The organism is Micromonospora sp. H33 (assembly GCF_052068455.1).
In the GTDB taxonomy this organism is placed as follows: domain Bacteria; phylum Actinomycetota; class Actinomycetes; order Mycobacteriales; family Micromonosporaceae; genus Micromonospora.
The window spans coordinates 976957-997025 of sequence record NZ_JBQHDE010000001.1; the positions used below are offsets into that span (position 1 = coordinate 976957).

General features: G+C 72.3%; 13 protein-coding genes and 2 tRNA genes. 4 read left to right on the forward strand and 11 right to left on the reverse strand.

Going from position 1 to position 20069, the window contains the following annotated elements:
* Window positions 1-3 precede the first annotated feature (3 nt).
* Window positions 4-1386: an MFS transporter gene (locus ACTMS0_RS04670; protein ID WP_441153810.1), complete on the reverse strand. Its 1383-nt coding sequence runs from the start codon at window positions 1384-1386 to the stop codon at window positions 4-6.
* 424 nt (window positions 1387-1810) lie between these two features.
* Here ACTMS0_RS04670 and ACTMS0_RS04675 point away from each other — a divergent pair, with 424 nt between their 5' ends.
* Together ACTMS0_RS04675 and ACTMS0_RS04680 are read left to right on the forward strand one after the other, a co-directional pair.
* On the forward strand, window positions 1811-6463 hold the full coding sequence (locus ACTMS0_RS04675) for an HAD-IC family P-type ATPase (protein ID WP_441153811.1): 4653 nt from the start codon (window positions 1811-1813) through the stop codon (window positions 6461-6463).
* A gap of 41 nt (window positions 6464-6504) precedes the next feature.
* Window positions 6505-7302: an MBL fold metallo-hydrolase gene (locus ACTMS0_RS04680; RefSeq protein ID WP_441153812.1), complete on the forward strand. Its 798-nt coding sequence runs from the start codon at window positions 6505-6507 to the stop codon at window positions 7300-7302.
* Window positions 7303-7686: 384 nt separating this feature from the next.
* Here the strand turns inward: ACTMS0_RS04680 and ACTMS0_RS04685 are convergent, their stop codons facing one another.
* The 9 genes from ACTMS0_RS04685 to gyrB all read right to left on the reverse strand — a co-directional run bounded on the left by ACTMS0_RS04685 (window position 7687) and on the right by gyrB (window position 18184).
* Window positions 7687-8106: a CBS domain-containing protein gene (locus ACTMS0_RS04685; RefSeq protein ID WP_441153813.1), complete on the reverse strand. Its 420-nt coding sequence runs from the start codon at window positions 8104-8106 to the stop codon at window positions 7687-7689.
* A gap of 74 nt (window positions 8107-8180) precedes the next feature.
* Window positions 8181-9134, reverse strand: coding sequence for an L-threonylcarbamoyladenylate synthase (locus tag ACTMS0_RS04690; protein WP_441154008.1), 954 nt, complete (start codon window positions 9132-9134; stop codon window positions 8181-8183).
* A gap of 27 nt (window positions 9135-9161) precedes the next feature.
* Window positions 9162-10421: a hypothetical protein gene (locus ACTMS0_RS04695; protein ID WP_441153814.1), complete on the reverse strand. Its 1260-nt coding sequence runs from the start codon at window positions 10419-10421 to the stop codon at window positions 9162-9164.
* Window positions 10422-10752: 331 nt separating this feature from the next.
* Window positions 10753-10828: transfer RNA gene (locus tag ACTMS0_RS04700), tRNA-Ala, on the reverse strand.
* Between the two features lie 43 nt (window positions 10829-10871).
* Window positions 10872-11000: a DLW-39 family protein gene (locus ACTMS0_RS04705; RefSeq protein ID WP_231929724.1), complete on the reverse strand. Its 129-nt coding sequence runs from the start codon at window positions 10998-11000 to the stop codon at window positions 10872-10874.
* 42 nt (window positions 11001-11042) lie between these two features.
* A tRNA-Ile gene (locus tag ACTMS0_RS04710) sits at window positions 11043-11119 on the reverse strand.
* 270 nt (window positions 11120-11389) lie between these two features.
* Window positions 11390-12322 (reverse strand): DUF3566 domain-containing protein, encoded by a 933-nt coding sequence (locus ACTMS0_RS04715; RefSeq protein ID WP_441153815.1) that lies wholly within the window; start codon window positions 12320-12322, stop codon window positions 11390-11392.
* A 4-nt stretch (window positions 12323-12326) separates the two neighbouring features.
* Complete coding sequence (gene gyrA / locus ACTMS0_RS04720) at window positions 12327-16106, reverse strand: intein-containing DNA gyrase subunit A (RefSeq protein ID WP_441153816.1); 3780 nt, start codon at window positions 16104-16106, stop codon at window positions 12327-12329.
* A gap of 131 nt (window positions 16107-16237) precedes the next feature.
* Window positions 16238-18184, reverse strand: a complete 1947-nt coding sequence (gyrB, locus tag ACTMS0_RS04725) for a DNA topoisomerase (ATP-hydrolyzing) subunit B (protein ID WP_441153817.1) — start codon at window positions 18182-18184, stop codon at window positions 16238-16240.
* Window positions 18185-18682: 498 nt separating this feature from the next.
* On the opposite strand from gyrB, the gene ACTMS0_RS04730 reads away from it, so the two are divergent.
* Entirely contained in the window at window positions 18683-19237 is a 555-nt protein-coding gene (locus ACTMS0_RS04730; protein ID WP_441153818.1) for a hypothetical protein, read from the forward strand.
* On the opposite strand, the gene ACTMS0_RS04735 is transcribed toward ACTMS0_RS04730, so the two are convergent.
* Entirely contained in the window at window positions 19222-19752 is a 531-nt protein-coding gene (locus ACTMS0_RS04735) for a MarR family winged helix-turn-helix transcriptional regulator (protein WP_441154009.1), read from the reverse strand. The two genes, ACTMS0_RS04730 and ACTMS0_RS04735, sit on opposite strands and share 16 nt — an antisense overlap.
* Before the next feature lie 87 nt (window positions 19753-19839).
* On the opposite strand from ACTMS0_RS04735, the gene ACTMS0_RS04740 reads away from it, so the two are divergent.
* Window positions 19840-20067 carry a hypothetical protein gene (locus ACTMS0_RS04740; RefSeq protein ID WP_441153819.1) on the forward strand — a complete coding sequence of 76 codons (228 nt, stop codon included), beginning with the start codon at window positions 19840-19842 and terminating at the stop codon, window positions 20065-20067.
* Window positions 20068-20069 lie beyond the last annotated feature (2 nt).

Consider the following 20069-nt stretch of genomic DNA (forward strand, 5'->3'; position numbering starts at 1 on the left):
ACGTCACCGGATCGCCGCCGGTACCACCCGATGGGCCAGCAGAGCGCCGAGCAGCCCCAGCCCGCAGGCCACCGCCAGCGTGCCGGCGTAGCTGCCCGGACCGGGTGCCGCGCTCGCGGCGAGCAGGGCACCGGTCAGGGCCAGGACGGTCGCCGCGAAGAGGGAGTCACCCAGTTGCAGCGAGGAACTGTTGCGGCCCTGCTCTCCCGGGGCGGACAACTCCAGAGTGAGCACCGACAGCGACGGGTAGAGCAGCCCCATCCCCAGCCCGGCCCCCGCCCACCCGAGGACGGCGACCCAGACCGGCGCGGCCGGCACCAGGGCGGACGTCACCACGGCGGTGCCGAGGGTGATGCAGGCGAGGCCGGCCCTCGGCAGCGTCGCGCGGGACCGTGGCGCCGGCATCCGCCCCTGCAACCACGAGCCGGCCGACCAGGCGAGCGCGCCCACGGTGAGAACCAGCCCGGCGGCGGTGGGCGACAGGCCCCGCTCCCGCGTGAGCATCAGCGGGATCACCACCTCGGCGGCGACGAACGCGGCGGACGCCAGCCCGCGCAGCCCGATCACGGTGGGCAGGCCCCGGCCGGCCCGGAGGAACCCCGCCGGCAGCAGTCGGGGCGCGCTCACCAGAAGCCCGGCCAGCGCCGACCCGACCAGCGCGACGGCGATGAACCCACGCTGCTGCCCCCCGATGTGCAACAGTGCGGCGCTCACCGCCGCCACGCCGGCCCAGCCGAGCCGGGTCAGCGCACCGGCCGGGCGGCCCGCCACCGGCACCGCCCCGATCGCCCGCAGGCCCGGATGGATCAGCAGGCCCGCCGGCACGGCCACGGCGGGCACCGCCAGGAAGACCCAGCGCCAGCCGAGGTGCTCGACGACCAGGCCGGCCACGGCCGGGCCGACCAGCGACGGCACCACCCACGCCGCCGCGAACGCGGCGAAGATCCGCCGGTGCAACCGCTCCGGGTACGCCCGCCCCACGACCACGTACAGCGCCACCGACAGCAGGCCGGACCCGAACCCCTGCACCACCCGGCCGACCACCAGGGCCCCCATGGAGGTGGCGGTCCCGGCCACCACCAGGCCCACCACGAACCACCCGAGGCCGTGCCACACCGGCGCGCGGGGCCCGCGCATGTCCGACCAGAGGCCGGACAGCACCATCGCGAGCACCCCGGCCGCGAAGGGCCCGCCGAAGGCGATGCCGTAGAGGGCGATGCCGTCGAGGCTGCGCGCGACGGTCGGCATGGCGGTCCCGACCGCCAGCGCCTCGAACGCCAGCAGGGAGACCAGCGCCACGACGCCCACCGTCATCGCCCGCAGGCGCGGCGCGAACAGCCCGCCCGCTGGCGGGGGTGGGGCCGGGGTCGCCACCGTGGCGGTCACCGGGCACCCCGACTCGCACCGGTCACCGGCATCCACCACAGGTCACGGCCCTCGCCGAGCCACCGCCACTCGATCAGCACCCGCCCAGCGTGCGACCTCAACCGCGGTTGAGGTCAAGCGTGACGCGGGTCGCTCAGGCCGCCTCCAACGCCTCGCCCAGCCCCTTGGCCAGCCCGGACAGGTGCTGGTCCGCCAGCAGGTGGCCGGCAGTGATCACCCAACGACGGCGACGGCGCCCGGATTCCACCGGGTCGGCCGTCCATGCCCGGTCGAGCTGCGGAAACTTCCCTGCTCGCCGGGGCATAACGGACGGCCGGCCGGGAAGCCAGGCCGCCGGAGGAGCAGGCACGGGAGGCGAGATGGAGTACGGCGGGAGCAGCAGCACCGGGGGGTCGGGCCGGCACCTGTCCGGTCGTACGCCTCGATGACGCCGCTGGGCCGGGTCGCCGGCCGCCTGCTCCCACCGGCCGCCGTGCCGCAGCTGGTGGGTGAGGCGTCCCGGAACCTCGGCTCGGCCGCCGTCCGGCTCGCCCGGGTCGCCGGTCTGACCCGCCGCCGGGTGTGGTCCCGTCCCGGCCGGCACCACATCGAGGTGCACGGCGTCTGCCAGGACGGCGGGGACGTCCTCGCCCGGCAGGTCGAGAGGGCGCTGGAGCAGATACCCGGCGTGGCCTGGGCGCGGGTGAACGCGCCGTCCGGCCGGGTCGTGGTCGCCGTGGAGTCGCCCGAGCCGAAGCTGCGCCACCTGATCGCGACCGTCGACCGCGCCGAACGCACCTGTCCCCACGAGCCCGATCCAGAGATCCCGCCCCCGCATCCTCCCGAAGAGGGGCCGCGAACCCCCCGTACGCTCGGCGCGCTCGCGTCCGACGCGCTCGGCCTGACCATCTCGGCCGCCACGCGGATCCTTCCGTTCACCCCGGTGCCGGGGGAGGTCGCCGGCCTGCTCGGCGCGGTCGACCTACACCCGAAGCTGCACGCCCTCGCCGACCGGGGACTGCGTGCCGACCCCCGCGCCGACCTGCTCTTCCCGCTGGCCGAGGCGGTGGTGCAGGGCCTGACCGGTGGTTGGACCGGCATCGTGCTCGACGGCGCCCAGCGCGTCGTGCAGTGGGGCGAGGCGCGGGCCCAGCTCGCCGCGTGGGCGAAGGCCGAACCACGGCTCACCGGCGACCCGGAACGGGCCGTGGCCCGCACCCTGGACACCGAGCGGCCCCGGCCGAAGCCGGACGGGCCGGTCGAGAGGTACGTGACCCGGATGATCAATGCCGGCGCGGTCGCGGCGGCGGCGGCCACTCCGGTGGTCGGGGGCAAGCGGGGCGCCGCGCTCGGCCTCTCCGCGCTGCCCAAGGCCCCGGGCTCCGGCCGCGAGGGGTACGCCGCCCAGCTCGGCAACCTGCTGGCGCGCCGCGGCGTCATCGCCATGGACCGCAGCGTGCTGCGGGAACTCGACCGGATCGACACGCTCGTCCTGGACGCCGCCGTGCTCGGCTCCGACCGGGGGCTACTCGCCGACCTGGCCCCCCTCGGGGACGCCGACCCGGGCGAGGTGGCCTCGCAGGCGTTCGCGCTCTTCGACCCGGACGAGCCCGACGCGTGCCGGGAGGCCGACGGCTGGCGGATCGGCCCGGTGGACGGGCTCGGCGTGGCGGACCCCGGCGACACCCCGGAGAGCGAGCGGCTGCGGGCGGCCGGCGGGCGGGTGCTCGGCCTGGCGCGCGGCGACCGGCTCGTCACGGTGCTGCGGGTCGAGACGGAACCGGCGCCGGGCGTCGACATTCTGCCCGCCGCCGCCCGGCGGGCGGGCCTGCGGCTGGTCGTCGCCGGCGACGACCCCGACCGGTGCCACTTCGCCGACGCCGTCCTGCCCGGCGGCGACCAGCTCGCCGGGACGGTCCGACAGCTGCAACGGGACGGCGCGGTGGTGATGCTGATCTCCGGCGACCGGACCGCGCTCGGCACCGCCGACTGCGGTCTCGGCATGGCCGGCGACGAGGAACTGCCGCCGTGGGGCGCGCACCTGCTGGTCGGCACCGACCCGCGGGTGTCCGCGCTGGTGGTGGAGGCGGCCGGCGTGGCGCGGCGGATGACCGCGCAGAACATCCGGCTCGCGCTCGCCGGCACCGGACTCGGCGCCCTGGCCGCGTTCACCGCCGACCGGGAACTGCTCCCCGGCCGGACCCTGGCGGCGGTGAACGGTACCGCCGCGCTGGCGTTCGCCAACGGCGTGTGGCGCGCCCACCACCTGCCCAACCCGGCCGACGCGCCGGCCCCGCGCAAAGCGGTGCCCTGGCACCTGATGCCGGTGGACACGGTCCTCGATCAGCTCCGCAGCACCCGCGACGGGCTGGAGTCGGCCGAGGCCGCCCGGCGGCGGGGCGGCGCCGGACCCGACGGGCGCGCGCCGTCCACCCTGCTCCGGGCGTTCCTCGACGAGCTGGCCAACCCGCTGACCCCGGTCCTCGCCGCCGGGGCCGTACTGTCCGCGTCCTTCGGCTCGCTCGTCGACGCCGCCCTGGTCGGCGGCGTGGTCGGCGGATCGGCCCTGATCGGCGCGGTGCACCAGCGCAACACCGAGCGTTCCCTGGCCGAGCTGCTGTCCCGCTCGGCGGTCACCGCCCGGGTCCGGCGGGACGGCACCGACCGGGTGTTGCCCGCCGACGATCTGGTCCCCGGTGACGTGATCGTCCTCGGACCGGGCGACGCCGTACCCGCCGACTGCCGGGTCCTCGAGGCGGTCGGGCTGGAGGCCGACGAGTCCTCGCTCACCGGCGAGTCGCTGCCGGTGGGCAAGACCGACCAGCCGGTCGCCGCGGCCGCCGTCGCCGAGCGAAGCTCCATGGTGTACGAGGGCACCACCGTCGCCGCCGGGCAGGGCCGGGCGGTCGTCGTCGCCACCGGCGCCGACACCGAGGCCGGGCGCAGCATGGCGATGGCCCGGAACGCCCCGCCCAGCGGCGGTGTCGAGGCACGACTCGGCGGGCTGACCAGCAAGGCCGTACCGCTCGCACTGGGCTCGGCGATCGCCGTCGCCGGGGCCGGCGTGGCTCGGGGCGTACCCCTGGCGAAGACGGCCGCGACCGCCGCGAACCTGGCCGTCGCGTCGGTGCCCGAGGGGTTGCCGTTCCTCGTCAGCGCCGCGCAGCTCGCCGCGGCCCGGCGGCTGGCCGAGCACGGTGCCCTGGTCCGCAACCCGCGGACGATCGAGGCGCTGGGCCGGGTCGACGTTCTCTGCTTCGACAAGACCGGCACGCTGACCGAGGGCCGGCTAATGCTGTCCGGCGTCGGCGACGGGGACCGGTACGCCCCGGTCGACCAGCTCGACGACCACCTCCGCACGGTTCTCGCGGTCGCGCTGCGCGCCACCCCGGACGCCGACGATCCCGAGCAGCTCCCCGAGCAGACCGACCGCGCGGTACGCCGGGCGGCACGGAAGGCCGGCGCGGCGGAGCAGACCGGGGCGGCGGCCTGGCACCCGGTCGGAGGGCTGCCCTTCGAGCCGTCCCGTGGCTACCACGCCACCGTCGGCGCCTGCGACGGCGGCCTGCTGCTCAGCCTCAAAGGGGCTCCGGAGACCGTGCTGCCCCGCTGCGTGAACCGGCGCACCGAGGCCGGTGTGGTGCCGATGGACGAGGCGAACCGGGCGGCGGTGCAGCACGATCTGACCCGCCACGCCGGCGCCGGGCAGCGCGTCCTCGCCATCGCCGAACGGGCCGTGGACGACGAGAGCGTCACCGACGACGACGTCCGGGACCTGACCTTCGTCGGCATGCTCGCGCTGGCCGACGGGATCCGGGCCAGCGCCGCACCGGCCGTCGCCAGCATCCGCAAGGCCGGCGTTCACACCGTGATGATCACCGGCGACCATCCCGCCACCGCCGAGGCGATCGCGTCGGTGATCAGCCCCGACGACGGCCAGCGGGTGGTCACCGCCGCGGAACTCGACGACCTCGACGACGAGGCGCTGGCCGCCCGGCTGATCACCACCGACGTGGTGGCCCGGTGCACCCCCGCCCACAAGGTACGGATCATCCAGGCGTTGCAGGCCTGCGGCCGGTGCGTGGCGATGACCGGCGACGGCGCGAACGACGCCCCGGCCATCCGCCTCGCCGACGTCGGCATCGCGCTCGGCCAGCGCGGCACCCCCGCCGCCCGGGCCGCCGCCGACCTGGTCGTCATGGACGACCGGCTGGAGACCATCATCGCCACCCTCACCGAGGGACGGGCCATGTGGTCGTCGGTCCGGCACGCGCTGAGCATCCTGGTCGGCGGCAACCTGGGAGAGATCGCGTTCAGCATCGTCACCGCCGCCGTCGACGGCCGTGCCGCCCTGAACGGCCGCCAACTGCTGCTCGTCAACCTGCTCACCGACCTCGCCCCCGCGCTGGCGATCGCGGTCCGCCCGCCGCGCCCCGAGCACAGCGAGGCCCTGCTCCGCGAGGGACCGGACACCTCCCTCGGCGCCACCCTGGACCGGGAGATCGGGGTGCGCGCCACCTCCACCGCACTCGGCGCCACCGCCGGTTGGGTGCTGGCCCGGTGGGCGGCCGGTTCACCCCGCCGGTCCGGCACCGTCGCCCTGGTGTCGCTGGTCGGCACGCAGCTCGGCCAGACCCTGCTGGCCGGCGGCGCCACCCCCGCCGTCCTCATCTCCACCGCCGGCTCGGTGGGCGTGCTCGTCCTGGTCGTGCAGACCCCCGGCCTCAGCCAGTTCTTCGGCTGCACACCGCTCGGACCGATCGGCTGGACCATCGCCACCGGCTCCGCGGTCGGCGCCACCCTCGCCAACGGCGCGGTGGCCCGGCTGGTGGAGCGGCTGCCGACCCCGCCGCGCGTCACCACCGACCTGCTGCACCGACTGCCGCTGCGACCGGACGCCGACCTGCTGCACCGACTGCGCGGATGGCCCGCCGCCGGGCAACCCGGCCCAGACGGATCGGCCGCCGGGCCGTCGGGTCCCGACGGCTCGCGCGGCCGCGACGGGTCGGCCGGCCCTGGCGAATCGGCCCACTTCGACGAGTCGGCCCGCTTCGACGAGTCGGCTGCGGAGCGGGCGGCCCCGGGCCCGGGAGCGTGAGCCGGGCGATCAGGGGTAGGGGTCAACCCGGAGGTGGTCTCGTGGCCGAGCAGGCGGACGTGACGTTCATCGGCACCGCCACCACAGTGCTGCGGATCGGCGGGTTCACCCTGCTCACCGATCCGAACTTCCTGCACCGGGGGCAGCGGGTGTACCTGGGCAAGGGGCTGTGGTCGCGCCGCCGTACCGACCCGGCGCTGGAGATCGCCCAACTGCCCGCTCTGGACGCGGTGGTCCTGTCCCACCTGCACGGCGACCACTTCGACCGGGTCGCCCGCCGGGACCTAGACCGCGCGCTTCCCATCGTCACCACCCCCGCCGCCAGCCGGAAGCTGCGCCGCTGGGGCTTCCGCGCCGCGGACGGCCTGCCCACCTGGCAGTCCCGCGAGCTGCACCGGGACGGGACGACCCTGCGGCTCACCGCGCTGCCGGGCCAGCACGGTCCCGGCGTGCTGGACCTGCTGCTGCCCGACGTGATGGGCACCCTCATCGACCTGGAACGCGACGGCACGCGCACATTCCGGCTCTACGTCACCGGCGACACCCTCAACAAGCCGTTGTTGGCCGACATCCCCCGGCGGTACCCGGACATCGACGCGATGCTCATCCACCTGGGCGGTACGAAGATCGCCGGAATCCTGGTCACCATGGACGGCCGGCAGGGCGCCGACCTGGTCGAGCTGATCCGGCCGGCGCTCACCGTACCCATCCACTACGACGACTACCCGGTGTTCCGCTCCCCGCTGGGCCACTTCGTCGCCGAGGCCCGCCGGCGCGGCCTCGACGGCGGCGTCCGCACCATCGCCCGTGGCGAGACGGTGCCGCTGCTGCCGTCCTGACCCGCTCCTGCTCCGGACACCGTCCGCCGGGGTTCGACCCGCTGTGGCGGACGCTGTCGAGCTGCCCCCACAGATGGGGCAGCGATCGTGGTCCTACAGACGTCGCAGCGATCGTGGTCCTACAGACGGGGCAGCTCGACAGCGGCCGCACCAGCACATCACCGGCACCCATCAACCGGTCCCGCCGGCGCTGCGCCCGCCCGACGCCGACGCCGACGCCGGCGCGGCACGGCACGGCACGGCACGGCACGGCACGGCACGGCAGAGCCTGGACCCTGCGGCCGGCTCGCCGCCAACGTCGGCTCCCGACCAGAGCGGTACCCGTACGACGATCGCCGCCCCCGGCCGTGAGCCGGGGGCGGCGATCGCAGTTCGGCGTGCCGGTCAGCCGCGCTCGGAGATGGCCTCGATGAGGTCACCGACCGGGCGCTCCGGCAGGGACCGGGCCACGTCGGCGACGGCCACGATGCCGACGAGCTCGTGCCCGTCGATCACCGGCAGCCGGCGCACCTTGTACTGGCTCATCGTCCGCAGGATCTCCGCCGCGTCGTCGTCCGCGCCGATCGTCACGGCCTTGCCCTGCGCCAGCTCACCGGCGGTGACACTGGCCGGGTCGCGGCCCTCGGCGAGCACCTTCACCACGATGTCGCGGTCGGTCAGCATGCCCTTGAGCCGGTTGTCGTCCCCGCAGATCGGCAGCGAACCGACACCCAGCTGGGCCATCTGCTTCGCCGCCGTCCGGAGGTCGTCCTGCTCACGGATGCAGGTCACGTCGTTGGTCATGATCTCGCGTGCGGTCGGCATAACAATGCACCTCACTTCCCGGGGGGTTGTTGCCGTTTCTCCTACCCCCACGGTTGCGGCCCATGCGCCGCCGTTCACTGCCAGGTGGCGGCGGCCCGGCGCAGCCGGTCGTTGATCGCCCGGCCGACGCCCACGTCCGGCACCGGCTCGACGACGATCTCGGCGACGCCGGTGCCGTCCAGCCGGTGCAGCGCGTCGAACAGCCGGGCCGCCGCCTCGGTCAGGTCACCGGCGGCGGAGAGCACCTCCACCGCGGCCCAGTCGCCGGCGGGCCGGTCCCGAAAGGCGAGGAAGCCCCGCCGGACGTCGTCCCCGGCCGCCGGCTCCGCGCCGGAGACCACCCGCAGCGGCGTACGCGGCGCGTAGTGCGCCGCCAGCGTGCCGGGCGCCACCGGCTGACCCGAGCTGCCCGGACGGACGGCCACCGGCCCGACGGCCTCCTCCAGCGCCTCCACCGGCAGCGCTCCGAGCCGCAGCACCACCGGACGGTCCCCGCGCGCGTCCACGATCGTCGACTCGATCCCGCAGCGGGTCGGCCCGCCGTCGAGCACCACGTCCACCGCCGGCCCCAGGCCGCGTACGACGTGCTCCGCCCGCGTGGGGCTGAGTTGCCCGAAACGGTTGGCGCTCGGTGCCGCCACCGGCACGCCGGCCGCCGCGATCAACGCCCGCGCGGCGTCGTGATCCGGCACCCGCACCGCCATCGTCTCCAGCCCCGACGTGACGATCGGCGGGATCACCGCCGGCCGGTCCACGATCAGTGTCACCGGCCCGGGCCAGAACCGCTCGGCGAGGGCCGCCACCGCCGCCGGTACCGTACCCACCAGCTTCTCCAGCTCCGCTGCCTCCGCCAGGTGCGTGATCAGCGGGTCGAAGCTCGGCCGCGCCTTGGCCTCGAAGATCCGGGCCACCGCCCGTGCGTCGAGCGCGTTCGCGCCGAGCCCGTACACGGTCTCGGTGGGAAAGGCCACCAACCCACCGGTACGCAGGACGGAAGCCGCTTCGGCGATGCCGCTGTCGGCGGGCAGGACTCGCGGTGTGCTCACGCTTCGACGCTAACGTGCTGCGGTCCACGACCTCCGCATGGCCCCACGACGCCGTCCGATCAGCATCAGGCCGACGCCGGCGAGGAGGAGCGCAGCCGCGGTGCCGACCATCGGCCCCACCGCCGGCCCGGTGATCGGCAGGCCGCCGTCGGAACCTCCCGCGCCCGCGCCCGGCTGCCCACCGGCACCCGGCGCCGTCACCCGCACCACGATGGTCTCCGACACGCCGACCAGCTCGGGGTCGTCGTTCGGGACGATCACGCGGTAGCGGTGCGTGCCCACCGCCTTCGGCGTGATGTCGAGCGTGAAGGCGCCACGGTCGTTGATCAGCGCGCTGTCGATCTTCCGCCAGGTCGAGTTCCGCAGTTCCTCGAGTTCGACGTTGTATCCGCCCGGCAACACCGTGCCGGTGAAGGTCACCTTCGTGCCGGTCACGACGGTCGTGCTGCTCGCGGTCGCGGTGACGACGGGCTTGACCCGGGGATGCCGGGACGCGACGACGATGAAGGCGGGCGTGATGGCGACGTTGGACGGGCGCAGGATGCCGACGCACTGCAGGTAGCCGTCGCCCTTCGGATACACCTTCGAGAAGGTGCCGTCGGCGTTGGTGGTGCCGTTGGGCTCCGCCGAGTACTCGACGCACAGGTTGTCGTGCCCGAAGAAGATCGGCTGGTTGGGGATGCCCTCGCCGGTGTCCTCGTAGTAGAACCGGCCCTCGACCGTCAACGGACCGTCGCCGACCAACGGGTCCGGCACGAACCGCATGGTCACCGCGGGGAGGTGGGTGCCGGTGACGTCGAGCGTGTTGTCCGGTGTCTCGGGCGGGTTGACGTCGAGCTTGTTGAAGGCCGGATCCACGGCGACGACCTGGCTGACCTCCCACTGACCGTCCCAGGTGGACGGCACCCGGATCGTCGCGCTCCACCTGCCGTCCTGCGGCGTGCCGGAGGTGAGCGACAGCTCGGCGAACTGGGTCGAGGGATCGCCACCGGCGACGCGCTTCAGGGCGACGAAGGGCATGTTGCCGCCGCCGATCTCGGAGGCGACTTCCACACCGGTCTCGTCAGTCAGGTGAGCGGTCACGGTCACCGGGACGAGGTCGAGCCCGGCGACGGACACCGCGTCGGGCGAAACCGTGATGCCCTCCAGCACCGGGGGTGCCGTGTCGGCGGCGGCAACCGCCGCGGGAGCGGCGACGACCGTGCCGCCAGCCGCGAAGACGAACGCCGACACTGCGATCCGCAACCAGCGCATGGGAATGCCCTTCACGAAGGTTAGGCGACGGAGAGTCGCCACATCGGCACCGTACAATCTCCCATCGCTCCGCCGCTGTTCCGGCACGCAGACGAAACCGGGCCGTGACCAGCGGCGGCGGGCTGGCTGCGGGCTCGTGAGGCTGTCTTGCCCCGCAAGACCTAGCGTCCGGCAACGGTCGGCGATGGAGCCCCGGGCTCAACGCTCAAGGCGGTCTCCTACTACACGTGCGAGAGCTTCTCCGGGTTGCGCACGGTGTAGAACCCAGTGACGAAGCCGCCCTCGACCAGTGGTGGCGGACCTGGTCTATCTCGCCCGATCGAGGATGCAGACAGGCCGGATGATGTGGTGGAGCCCAGGGGACTCGAACCCCTAACCCCTGCCTTGCAAAGGCAGTGCTCTGCCAGTTGAGCTAGGGCCCCGGAGGCGGTCGACGCCGCCTTGGTGCTGGCAGGAGAGAGGCGCTCAGCGCAGGTCGGGCGCGGTGGTCGCCTCGTGCCACAGGGCGCGCTCGTCGTTGGAGGCCTTCACCTTCTTGGCCACCACGGCCGCCACACCGATGACACCGACCAGGATCAGCAGCTTCTTGAACATTGGGGCGACCCCTCACGCTCGACAGTGCCGTCGGACGATCTCTGGTGGGGCTAGCTGGAATCGAACCAGCGACCTCAGAGTTATCAGCTCTGCGCTCTAACCGACTGAGCTATAGCCCCGCGTAGCGACGAGCAAGGTTAACCCATCCGCCGGGCCGCCCCCAAATCGGGGTGGCCTGGGCGGGTGGCCTCGCCGCCCCTGAACCTACCCGAGCCCCGACCGGCCCGCCCACCGACTTTCCGGGGCGCGGCGCCGGCACACCTTTCCTGAAGTCGGGGTGTCCTGGAAGCGCGGACACCTCGACTTCGGGGATGGCGAGTCGATCAAGCAAGGCCGAATACGGGGACGCCGGGGGCCACAGGCGGCGGCACCCCGGCGTTCCGGTCGTCTCAGTCGCGCTCGGCGAGCGTCAGCTCGATGCCGCCCACCAGATCGGCGCACACGTTGTAGACGAACGCGCCGAGCGTGGCCAGCGCCGTGAACAGCACGACGTTGACCAGGCCGATCAGCGCCGAGCTCAGGATCACGCCCCGGGCGGTGATCTGGAACCCGCTGGCGCTCTGGCCGCCACCGGCGCTGACCAGGTCGGTCAGGCTGTCGTTGACGCTGGCGAACACGCCCATCGCGTCCAGCGCCAGGTACAGCACCGAGGTCGCGACCACCACGACGATGAAGAGCACCACCGACACCGCGAAGGCGAACTTCATCACCGACCAGGGGTCGATCCGCTTCAGGTTCAGCCGAGCCCGGCGCGGCCCGCGCGAGGCGGCCGAGGTGACTGAGGTACGTGCGGCGCGTACCGCCTCACCCACGCGCGCGGCGCCGACGGCTGCCGCGCCGGTGATGCCCGACGGGAGTCCGCCGCCCTGCGGACGGCCACCCGGGCGGCCGTCCGGCTGCGGACGGGCCGTCCCGGTCACCCGCGGCTGGGTGCCGGTGTTGCCCGTGACCCGGGGCTGCGTGCCGGTCGTGCCGGTCGCGGCGGTCGCCGTGGCCCGCCCGGCGCCGACGGCGATCGGCTGGGTCGTCGCCGGACGCGCCGCGGTCGACGTGGCGGTCCCACCTGCGCTCGGGGCGTCGACCTTCGTCGCCTCGGCGGCGATGTCCGGCGTGTCCGTGGCCTCCGGCTCCTCGGCGGGCGTTTCCGGCGGCGGCACCATCCCGGGGGCCCTGGTGAATTTCGGGGCAGGCGCGTCGGCGGGGACGGTCGCCCGACCCACGGCCGCGCGGCCGGTCGCTGGTGCGCCGCTCTTCGCGGCCTCCTCGTCGACCGGGTTGGCCGAGGTCCCCGTGTTCCCCGACTTCGCCTGTGTCTCCGTCATTCAACTAGTCCTGTTCGTCAGGCTCGTCGGCATTGCGAGCAATCGCCACGATAGTTACGCCATCCGGGAGGTCCATCAGCTTGACCCCCATTGTGTTCCGATCACGCGTACGGCGTACAGGCTTCACCGGAGTCCGGATGACACCACCGTTACTGGTGATTGCGAACAGCTCGTCGTCCGGGTCGATCACCACAGCGCCGACCAGACCACCGCGCCGCTCGGTGATCTTCGCAGTCAGTACGCCCTTACCTCCCCGGCCCTGCACCGGGTATTCCTCGATCGGGGTGCGTTTCGCGTAACCCCCGTTCGTGGCCACCAGGACGTCCATGCCCTCGCGGACGACCTCCATAGCGAGCAGCACGTCGTCCTCGCTGAACCGCATCCCGATCACACCCGACGTCGCCCGGCCCATCGGCCGCAGCGCCTCGTCCGAGGCGTTGAAGCGGATCGCCTGCGCTTTCTTGGACACCAGCAGCAGGTCCTGCTCCGGTCCCACCAGGGCGGCACCGACCAGCTCGTCCTCATCGCGCAGGTTGATCGCGATGATGCCGCCGGACCGGGGGGAGTCGAACTCCTCGAGCTTCGTCTTCTTCACCAGGCCGTTCTTCGTGGCCAGTACCAGGTAGGGCGCCACCTGGTAGTTCGGAATCTCGATGATCTGTGCGATCTGCTCGTCCGGTTGGAAGGCGAGCAGGTTGGCCACGTGCTGGCCCTTGGCCACCCTACTGGCTTCCGGAAGCTCGTACGCCTTGGCCCGGTAGACACGCCCCTTGTTCGTGAAGAACAGGATCCAGTCGTGCGTCGAGCACACAAAGAAGTGGCTGACGATGTCGTCCTGGCGCAGCGACGCACCGCTGACACCCTTGCCGCCCCGCCGCTGCGAGCGGTACGCGTCGACCTTGGTGCGCTTCGCGTACCCGGTCCGGGTGATCGTGACCACCACGTCCTCACGGGCGATGAGGTCCTCCATCGAGACCTCGCCGTCGAACGGGATGATCTGCGTACGCCGGTCGTCGCCCCACTTCGCGACGATCTCGCCCAGCTCCTCCGAGACGATCCTCCGCTGCCGCTCCGGCTTGGCGAGGATGTCCTTGAGGTCGGCGATCTCCACCTCCAGCTTGGCCAGGTCGTCGAGGATCCGCTGCCGCTCCAGGGCGGCCAGCCGGCGCAGCTGCATGTCCAGGATCGCGGTCGCCTGGACCTCGTCGATGTCCAGCAGCCGGATCAGGCCCTGCCGGGCGTCGTCGACCGTCGGCGAGCGCCGGATCAGGGCGATCACGTCGTCGAGCGCGTCCAGCGCCTTCGCCAGACCGCGCAGGATGTGCGCCCGCTCCTCGGCCTTGCGCAGCCGGAACGCCGTCCGCCGGCGGATGACCTCGATCTGGTGCTCGACGTAGTAGCGGATGAACTGGGCCAGGTTCAGAGTGCGGGGCACCCCGTCGACCAGCGCCAGCATGTTCGCGCCGAAGGTCTCCTGGAGCTGGGTGTGCTTGTAGAGGTTGTTCAGCACCACCTTGGCGACCGCGTCGCGCTTGAGGACGAGCACGATCCGCATGCCCGTACGCCCGGAGGACTCGTCCCGGATGTCGGCGATGCCAGCGAGCTTGCCCTCCTTGATCAGCTCAGCGATCCGCTCGGCGAGGTTGTCCGGGTTCACCTGGTACGGCAGCTCGCTGACCACCAGCGCCGGCCGGCCCCGCTTGTCCTCCTCGACCTCCACCACCGCGCGCATCCGGATCGAGCCACGGCCGGTCCGGTACGCGTCCTGGATGGCGGCCTGGCCGACGATCAGGCCGTGGGTCGGGAAGTCCGGACCCTTGACGATCTCCAGCAGGGCTTCCAGGGTGGTGGCCTCGTCGGCCTCCGGGTGCTCCAGGCACCACTGCACCGCCGCGCCGATCTCCCGCAGGTTGTGCGGCGGGATCTTGGTGGCCATGCCGACCGCGATGCCCTCGGAGCCGTTGATCAGCAGGTTCGGGATCCGCGACGGCAGGATCGTGGGCTCCTTGGCCCGGCCGTCGTAGTTGTCCTGCAGATCGACGGTGTCCTCGTCGATGTCCCGCAGCATCTCCATCGCCAGCGGGTCGAGCTTGCACTCGGTGTTGTGGCTGACGAAGCCGTCGGAGACGAACGAGTGGTCGTCCGTGTCCACCCGGATGCTGTAGACCGGCTGCACACCCGCGTCCGCGACGCTGGCCACCTCGGCGTAGTAGAACCGGCCGTCGACCAGCGGCTCCACCACGTCCAGCACCTCGGCGTCGGTGATCCGGGCCGCGATCTCGTCCCGGTCCCGCTCCCAACGCTCGATCCGGTCCACGTTGTGGCGGCGCAGCCAGTCCCGCTCGGTCCACCGGCTCGCGCCGTGCTCGCGGATGAAGTCGCCGACCAGCGGCACGTGGTCACTGGAGAGCGCCGTGCTGCTCGCCGGCACCGACGCCAGCTCGGCCTCCAGCTTGGCCTGCTTGCGACCGAGGAAGCCGACGTGGGCGGCGAAAATCCGCGCGTCGCGCCGGTTGCTGACGATCACCTTGATCTCGCCGTTGTCGTAGCGGCACTGCCGGCTGACGACGCCGAACTCCAGCAGCAGCTGCTGGACCTCGCGGGCCAGCCGCTCACTGCGCGTGGAGAACGAGATCTGGATGGTGTTGCGCGGCAGCAGGGACGACGAGCCGTCACCCTCGAACAGTGCCTGGAGGAAGGCCCGCTTGACCGCGGCCGGCCCCCGCCACACGAACTCCGGCACGAACTTGCCGGCGCTCCGCGCCCCGACCAGATCGCCGAGGATGCTGGTCCGCAGCGCGGTGAGATCCTGGATGTCCAGCTCGTGCAGCGTGCTGCCGGAGGCGATCACGCGCTCGCTGACGTACCGCGGACCGCCGACCGCCAGGTCGTAGGCGGCCAGCACGCGGACGAAGAACTCCCGGTCGACGTTGTTGAAGCCGGCGCGGCCCTCCGACACCCAGCCCTCGCTGACGAAGGCGCCCGCGAGGACGGCCGCCTCGACGTGCTCCAGCATCGGGTAACCGATCTCGTCCGGCACGCTGCGCTGGAGTACCACCCGGTCGCCGGGGGCGACCTCGGCGAGCAGCTTCCACAGCAGGGTCGGCACGCCGGCCACGTCCACCAGGCAGAGCACCGGGTGGTTGTGGGTGCCGGTCAGCTCGTACCCCTCCCGGGTGCGCAGCCGCAGCGTCGGGTGCTCGCCGGAGTGGAAGAACTTGGAGGCGCGCACCAGGTCGCCGTTGCGGTCCCGGACCTTGAGGTCGATGTCGGTCTCGCTGCTGGGCGCCGCGTCGGCCACGACGTCACCGATCCGCAGGCTGCCGTCAGCGGTACGAATGCGGACATCTCCGGTCAGGCAATAACGCATCGCCGCAGCCGGATCGTTTCCGGGCGAACCGAAGTTGCCGTTGCCGTCGACCAGCGGGTAGCGCAGCGACCAGGGCTGCGCCATCCGGACCAGCGCGTCGTAGATCGCCGAGTCGCCGTGCGGGTGGAACTGACCCATCACGTCGCCGACGACGCGGGAGCACTTCACGTACCCACGGTCCGGCCGGTACCCCGAGTCGAACATCGCGTAGAGGATCTTGCGGTGGACCGGCTTGAGCCCGTCCCGGACGTCCGGCAGCGCCCGCCCGACGATGACGCTCATCGCGTAGTCGAGGTAGGAGCGCTGCATCTCGACCTCGAGCCCGACCGGCTCGATGCGGTCGTGCGCGACGACGGCGCCGGCGGTCTCGGGGACCTCGGGCTCGTTCGGTGTGGACTCGGGGGTATCGGTCACTTGTTAACCCTTATCAGACTCAGAGTCGTTTTCGTGCTGTGGATAACGGCTGTGGAAACCGGCCAGGCTGTGGATAACTCTGTGGACCCGCGGGCCCGGCCGGTGGCTGGCCGACCGGGCCGCAGCGAGCGTCAGATGTCCAGGAACCGCACGTCCTTGGCGTTGCGCTGGATGAACGAGCGGCGGGCCTCGACGTCCTCACCCATCAGCACGCTGAACAACTCGTCGGCGGTTGCCGCGTCGTCGAGCGTCACCTGACGCAGCGTACGCGTGGCCGGGTTCATCGTGGTCTCCCACAGCTCGGGATAGTTCATCTCGCCGAGACCCTTGAACCGCTGGATGTCGTCCGGCTTGGCGTTGGGCTTCTTCTGCTGGCGCAGGGCGATCAGTCCGTCGCGCTCCCGGTCGGAGTACGCGTACTGGGCGTCGTCGCCCTTCTTGTTCCACTTGATCTTGTAGAGCGGCGGGGCGGCCAGGTAGACGTGGCCCAGCTCGACCAGCGGCCGCATGAAGCGGAACAGCAGGGTGAGCAGCAGCGTCTGGATGTGCTGGCCGTCGACGTCGGCGTCCGCCATCAGCACGATCTTGTGGTAGCGCAGCTTCTCGATGTCGAAGTCGTCGTGGATGCCGGTGCCGAGCGCGGTGATCAGCGCCTGGACCTCGTTGTTCTTGAGGACCCGGTCGATGCGGGCCTTCTCGACGTTGAGGATCTTGCCGCGGATCGGCAGGATCGCCTGCGTACGCGGATCGCGCCCCTGCTTCGCCGAGCCGCCGGCCGAGTCACCCTCGACGATGAAGACCTCGGACTCGCGCGGGTCGGTGGACTGGCAGTCGGCCAGCTTGCCCGGCATCGAACCGGACTCCAGCAGCGACTTGCGCCGGGCCAGCTTGCGGGCCTGCTGCGCGGCGATCCGGGCCCGGGCGGCCTGGGATGCCTTGGTGATGATGATCTTCGCCTCGGCCGGGTTGCGGTCCAGCCAGTCGACCAGCCACTCGTTGCAGACGCGCTGCACGAAGCTCTTGACCGGGGTGTTGCCGAGCTTGGTCTTGGTCTGGCCCTCGAACTGCGGGTTGGCCAGCTTGACCGAGATGATGGCGGCCAGGCCCTCGCGGATGTCCTCGCCGGAGAGCTTCTCGTCGCCCTTGAGCAGCTTCTTGTCGGCGCCGTACCGGTTGACGACGCTGGTCAGCGCGGCCCGGAAGCCCTCCTCGTGGGTGCCACCCTCGTGGGTGTTGATCGTGTTGGCGAAGGTGTAGACCGACTCGCCGTACGACTCGTTCCACTGCATGGCGATCTCGACCGACATGCCCTCCTCCTCGGCGCCGAACTCGACCACCGTCTTGTGGATCGGGTTCTTGGAGGCGTTGAGGTGCCGGACGAAGTCGGCGATGCCGCCCTTGTAGCAGAAGGTGACCTCCCGCATCTTGCCGTCCTCGCCCTCCGCGACCCGCTCGTCGAGGAGGTGGATGGTGAGGCCGCGGTTGAGGAAGGCCATCTCCTGGAGGCGCCGGTAGATGGTCTGGAAGTCGAAGTCGACGGTCTCGAAGACCGTCGGGTCGGGCCAGAAGGAGACGGCGGAGCCGGTGGCGTTGGTCGGCTCGCCCTTCTCGAGGGGGCTCGGCTTGGAGTTGGCGTACGACTGGCGCCAGAAGTGGCCGTCCTTCTGGATCTCGACGGCCATCCGGGTGGAGAGGGCGTTCACGACGGAGACGCCGACGCCGTGCAGACCGCCGGAGACCGCGTACGCCTTGCCGTCGAACTTGCCGCCGGCGTGCAGCACGGTCAGCGCGACCTCGACGCCCGGCTTCTTGAGCTTGGGGTGGAGGTCGACCGGGAAGCCACGGCCGTTGTCGGTGACCCGGACCCCGCCGTCGGGGAGCAGCACCACGTCGATGGTGTCGCAGTGACCGGCCAGCGCCTCGTCCACCGCGTTGTCGACGACCTCCCACACCAGGTGGTGGAGACCGCGTTCACCGGTGGAACCGATGTACATACCGGGGCGCTTCCGGACCGCCTCCAGCCCTTCGAGGACGGTGATCGACTCGGCGCCGTACTCCTGCTTGTCCTGCGCTGCCACCCTCGGCCACTTTCTCGCGCCGGGGCGCGCCGGATGGCGCGCCGGGCGCGGGGTTCGGCGGACAGGACGCGACGTCGGCGCGCGGACCGGCGCGCCGGGGACTCATCCGGGCTGCGGGTCGAACGCGCCGGTCGCCGCGGTTGCCCGCGGATCGCGATCGGCTCGACCCGACGTGGGACGATGATCGCGGGCCCGCACCGGCCCCGTGTCTCGTCGCTCCGCACCGGGTCTTCGTCTCAGCGTCAATCTTACTGTGCGCGAGCGACAGAACCACCACTCGGCACCCCTGCGAGGCGTCTCAGACCTCCGTAGCGGGCCGAACTTCGCGGTCCGCGACTCCCCCTACACGCGCAGCCCCGATCGGCGGCCCGCACCGGCCGTCCGGCGGTCCCGCGCCCGGCGTGTCCCACGCCGCGACGAACGGCGGCTTGATCTTTGGGGGCGGGAACCGGACGATCGACCCGTTCGAACGGACACAGGCTTGAGAGGTGACGCCAGATGGGGCTGGACAACGTCGCGGTGCACTGGCCGCGGACCGGCCGCTTCTACGATCCGGTCGCGCCGGCCGAGTTCGTCGACTTCGGCGAAATCGTGGACATGCCACATATCTCGGCACCAACCGCCGCGCTCGCCGAGCTGATCGCGAAGACCGGCACGGTGCGGGCGACCGCGTACAGCGAGCTGGTCGACCTGATCCTCGGGCTGGAAAATGTGCTCTACGCCACAGAGAACTCGGCCGAGGACGAGGATCCGGTGATCGACCCGGACGGCTGCTCGTGGATCGCCGAAGGGGTGGAGAAGTTCGTCACCCGGCATCGGGCGGTCGCGGAGGCGGTCACGTTCGAGTCGGTCAGCGAGGTGCTGCGGTCGTTGCTGGGCGACGGGCGCCTGGCCGAGCAGCAGCTGCGCTGGCTGGACAGCCGGCTCGACCGGCTGCGCGACGAGAACGGCGATCCGCCGCAGTGGACCTTCACGTGCGCCGAGCTGAGCGTGCTCGCCGCCTTCTACCGTCGCTGCGCCGACCGGGGGTTCGCGGTCTACGCGGATGCCTGAGGCGGTTGATCCACGACGCCGGAGCCTCGCGTCACAGCAGGGTCAGCCGCGCCGGGGCCGGCGGTCACGGCGCGGTTGGCCGCGGCGATCACGCTCGTCAGCACCGCGTGCAGGTGCCGCAGGTCCGCCAGCGGCAGCCCGAGCCGCTCGACGATCGCGGGCGGGATCTGCTCCGCCCGCTCCCGGAGGGCCCGGCCGGCGGGCGTGAGCGTGACGGCGAGGCTCCGCTCGTCCGAGGAGTCGCGCTCCCGCCGCACGTAGCCGGCGGCTTCGAGGCGCTTGAGCAGCGGTGACAACGTGCCGGGGTCGAGCTGGAGCAGCCCGCTCAGCTCCCGGACGCTCAGCGGCGCGTGCTGCCAGAGCGCCAGCATCACCAGGTACTGCGGATGGGTCAGGCCCATCGGCTCCAGGAGCGGTCGGTAGACCGCGACGACGCCGCGCGCGGCGACGGAGAGCGCGAAGCAGACCTGCTGCTCCAGCGCCAGGGGATCCCCGTCGAGCTGCTCGGGCACCATCGGCCTCCTCGTGATCATTGCGATCGTACCAACAGTTGGTGTACTAATCATTTGTACACCAATGATGTTCGTAGGAAGGCCCGGCGGATGAGCGCGGAGAACAAGGCAGCCAAGGGTCCCGGCGAGGGCGGTCGCCTCATGGCCTGGGCCTACCGGTACCTCGCCGGCCCATCCGAGGTGCAGGGCGCCGTCCAGGGCGGCTCACACCAGGCCCGCGAGGGGTGGAAGCAGGATCTCGAGCGGCGCAAGCAGTGGAGCCGCGAGCAGCGGGAGCGCAAGCGTGCCGAGCGGGAGGCCCGGCAGGGCGACAACTGACG

Coding starts and splice junctions, on each gene's coding strand:
- ACTMS0_RS04675 (WP_441153811.1), top strand. CDS start 1,811: ATGACGCCGCTGGGCCGGGTCGCCGGCCGCCTGCTCCCACCGGCCGCC.
- ACTMS0_RS04685 (WP_441153813.1), bottom strand. CDS start 8,106: ATGCCGACCGCACGCGAGATCATGACCAACGACGTGACCTGCATCCGT.
- ACTMS0_RS04705 (WP_231929724.1), bottom strand. CDS start 11,000: ATGTTCAAGAAGCTGCTGATCCTGGTCGGTGTCATCGGTGTGGCGGCC.
- ACTMS0_RS04730 (WP_441153818.1), top strand. CDS start 18,683: ATGGGGCTGGACAACGTCGCGGTGCACTGGCCGCGGACCGGCCGCTTC.
- ACTMS0_RS04715 (WP_441153815.1), bottom strand. CDS start 12,322: ATGACGGAGACACAGGCGAAGTCGGGGAACACGGGGACCTCGGCCAAC.
- ACTMS0_RS04735 (WP_441154009.1), bottom strand. CDS start 19,752: ATGGTGCCCGAGCAGCTCGACGGGGATCCCCTGGCGCTGGAGCAGCAG.
- ACTMS0_RS04740 (WP_441153819.1), top strand. CDS start 19,840: ATGAGCGCGGAGAACAAGGCAGCCAAGGGTCCCGGCGAGGGCGGTCGC.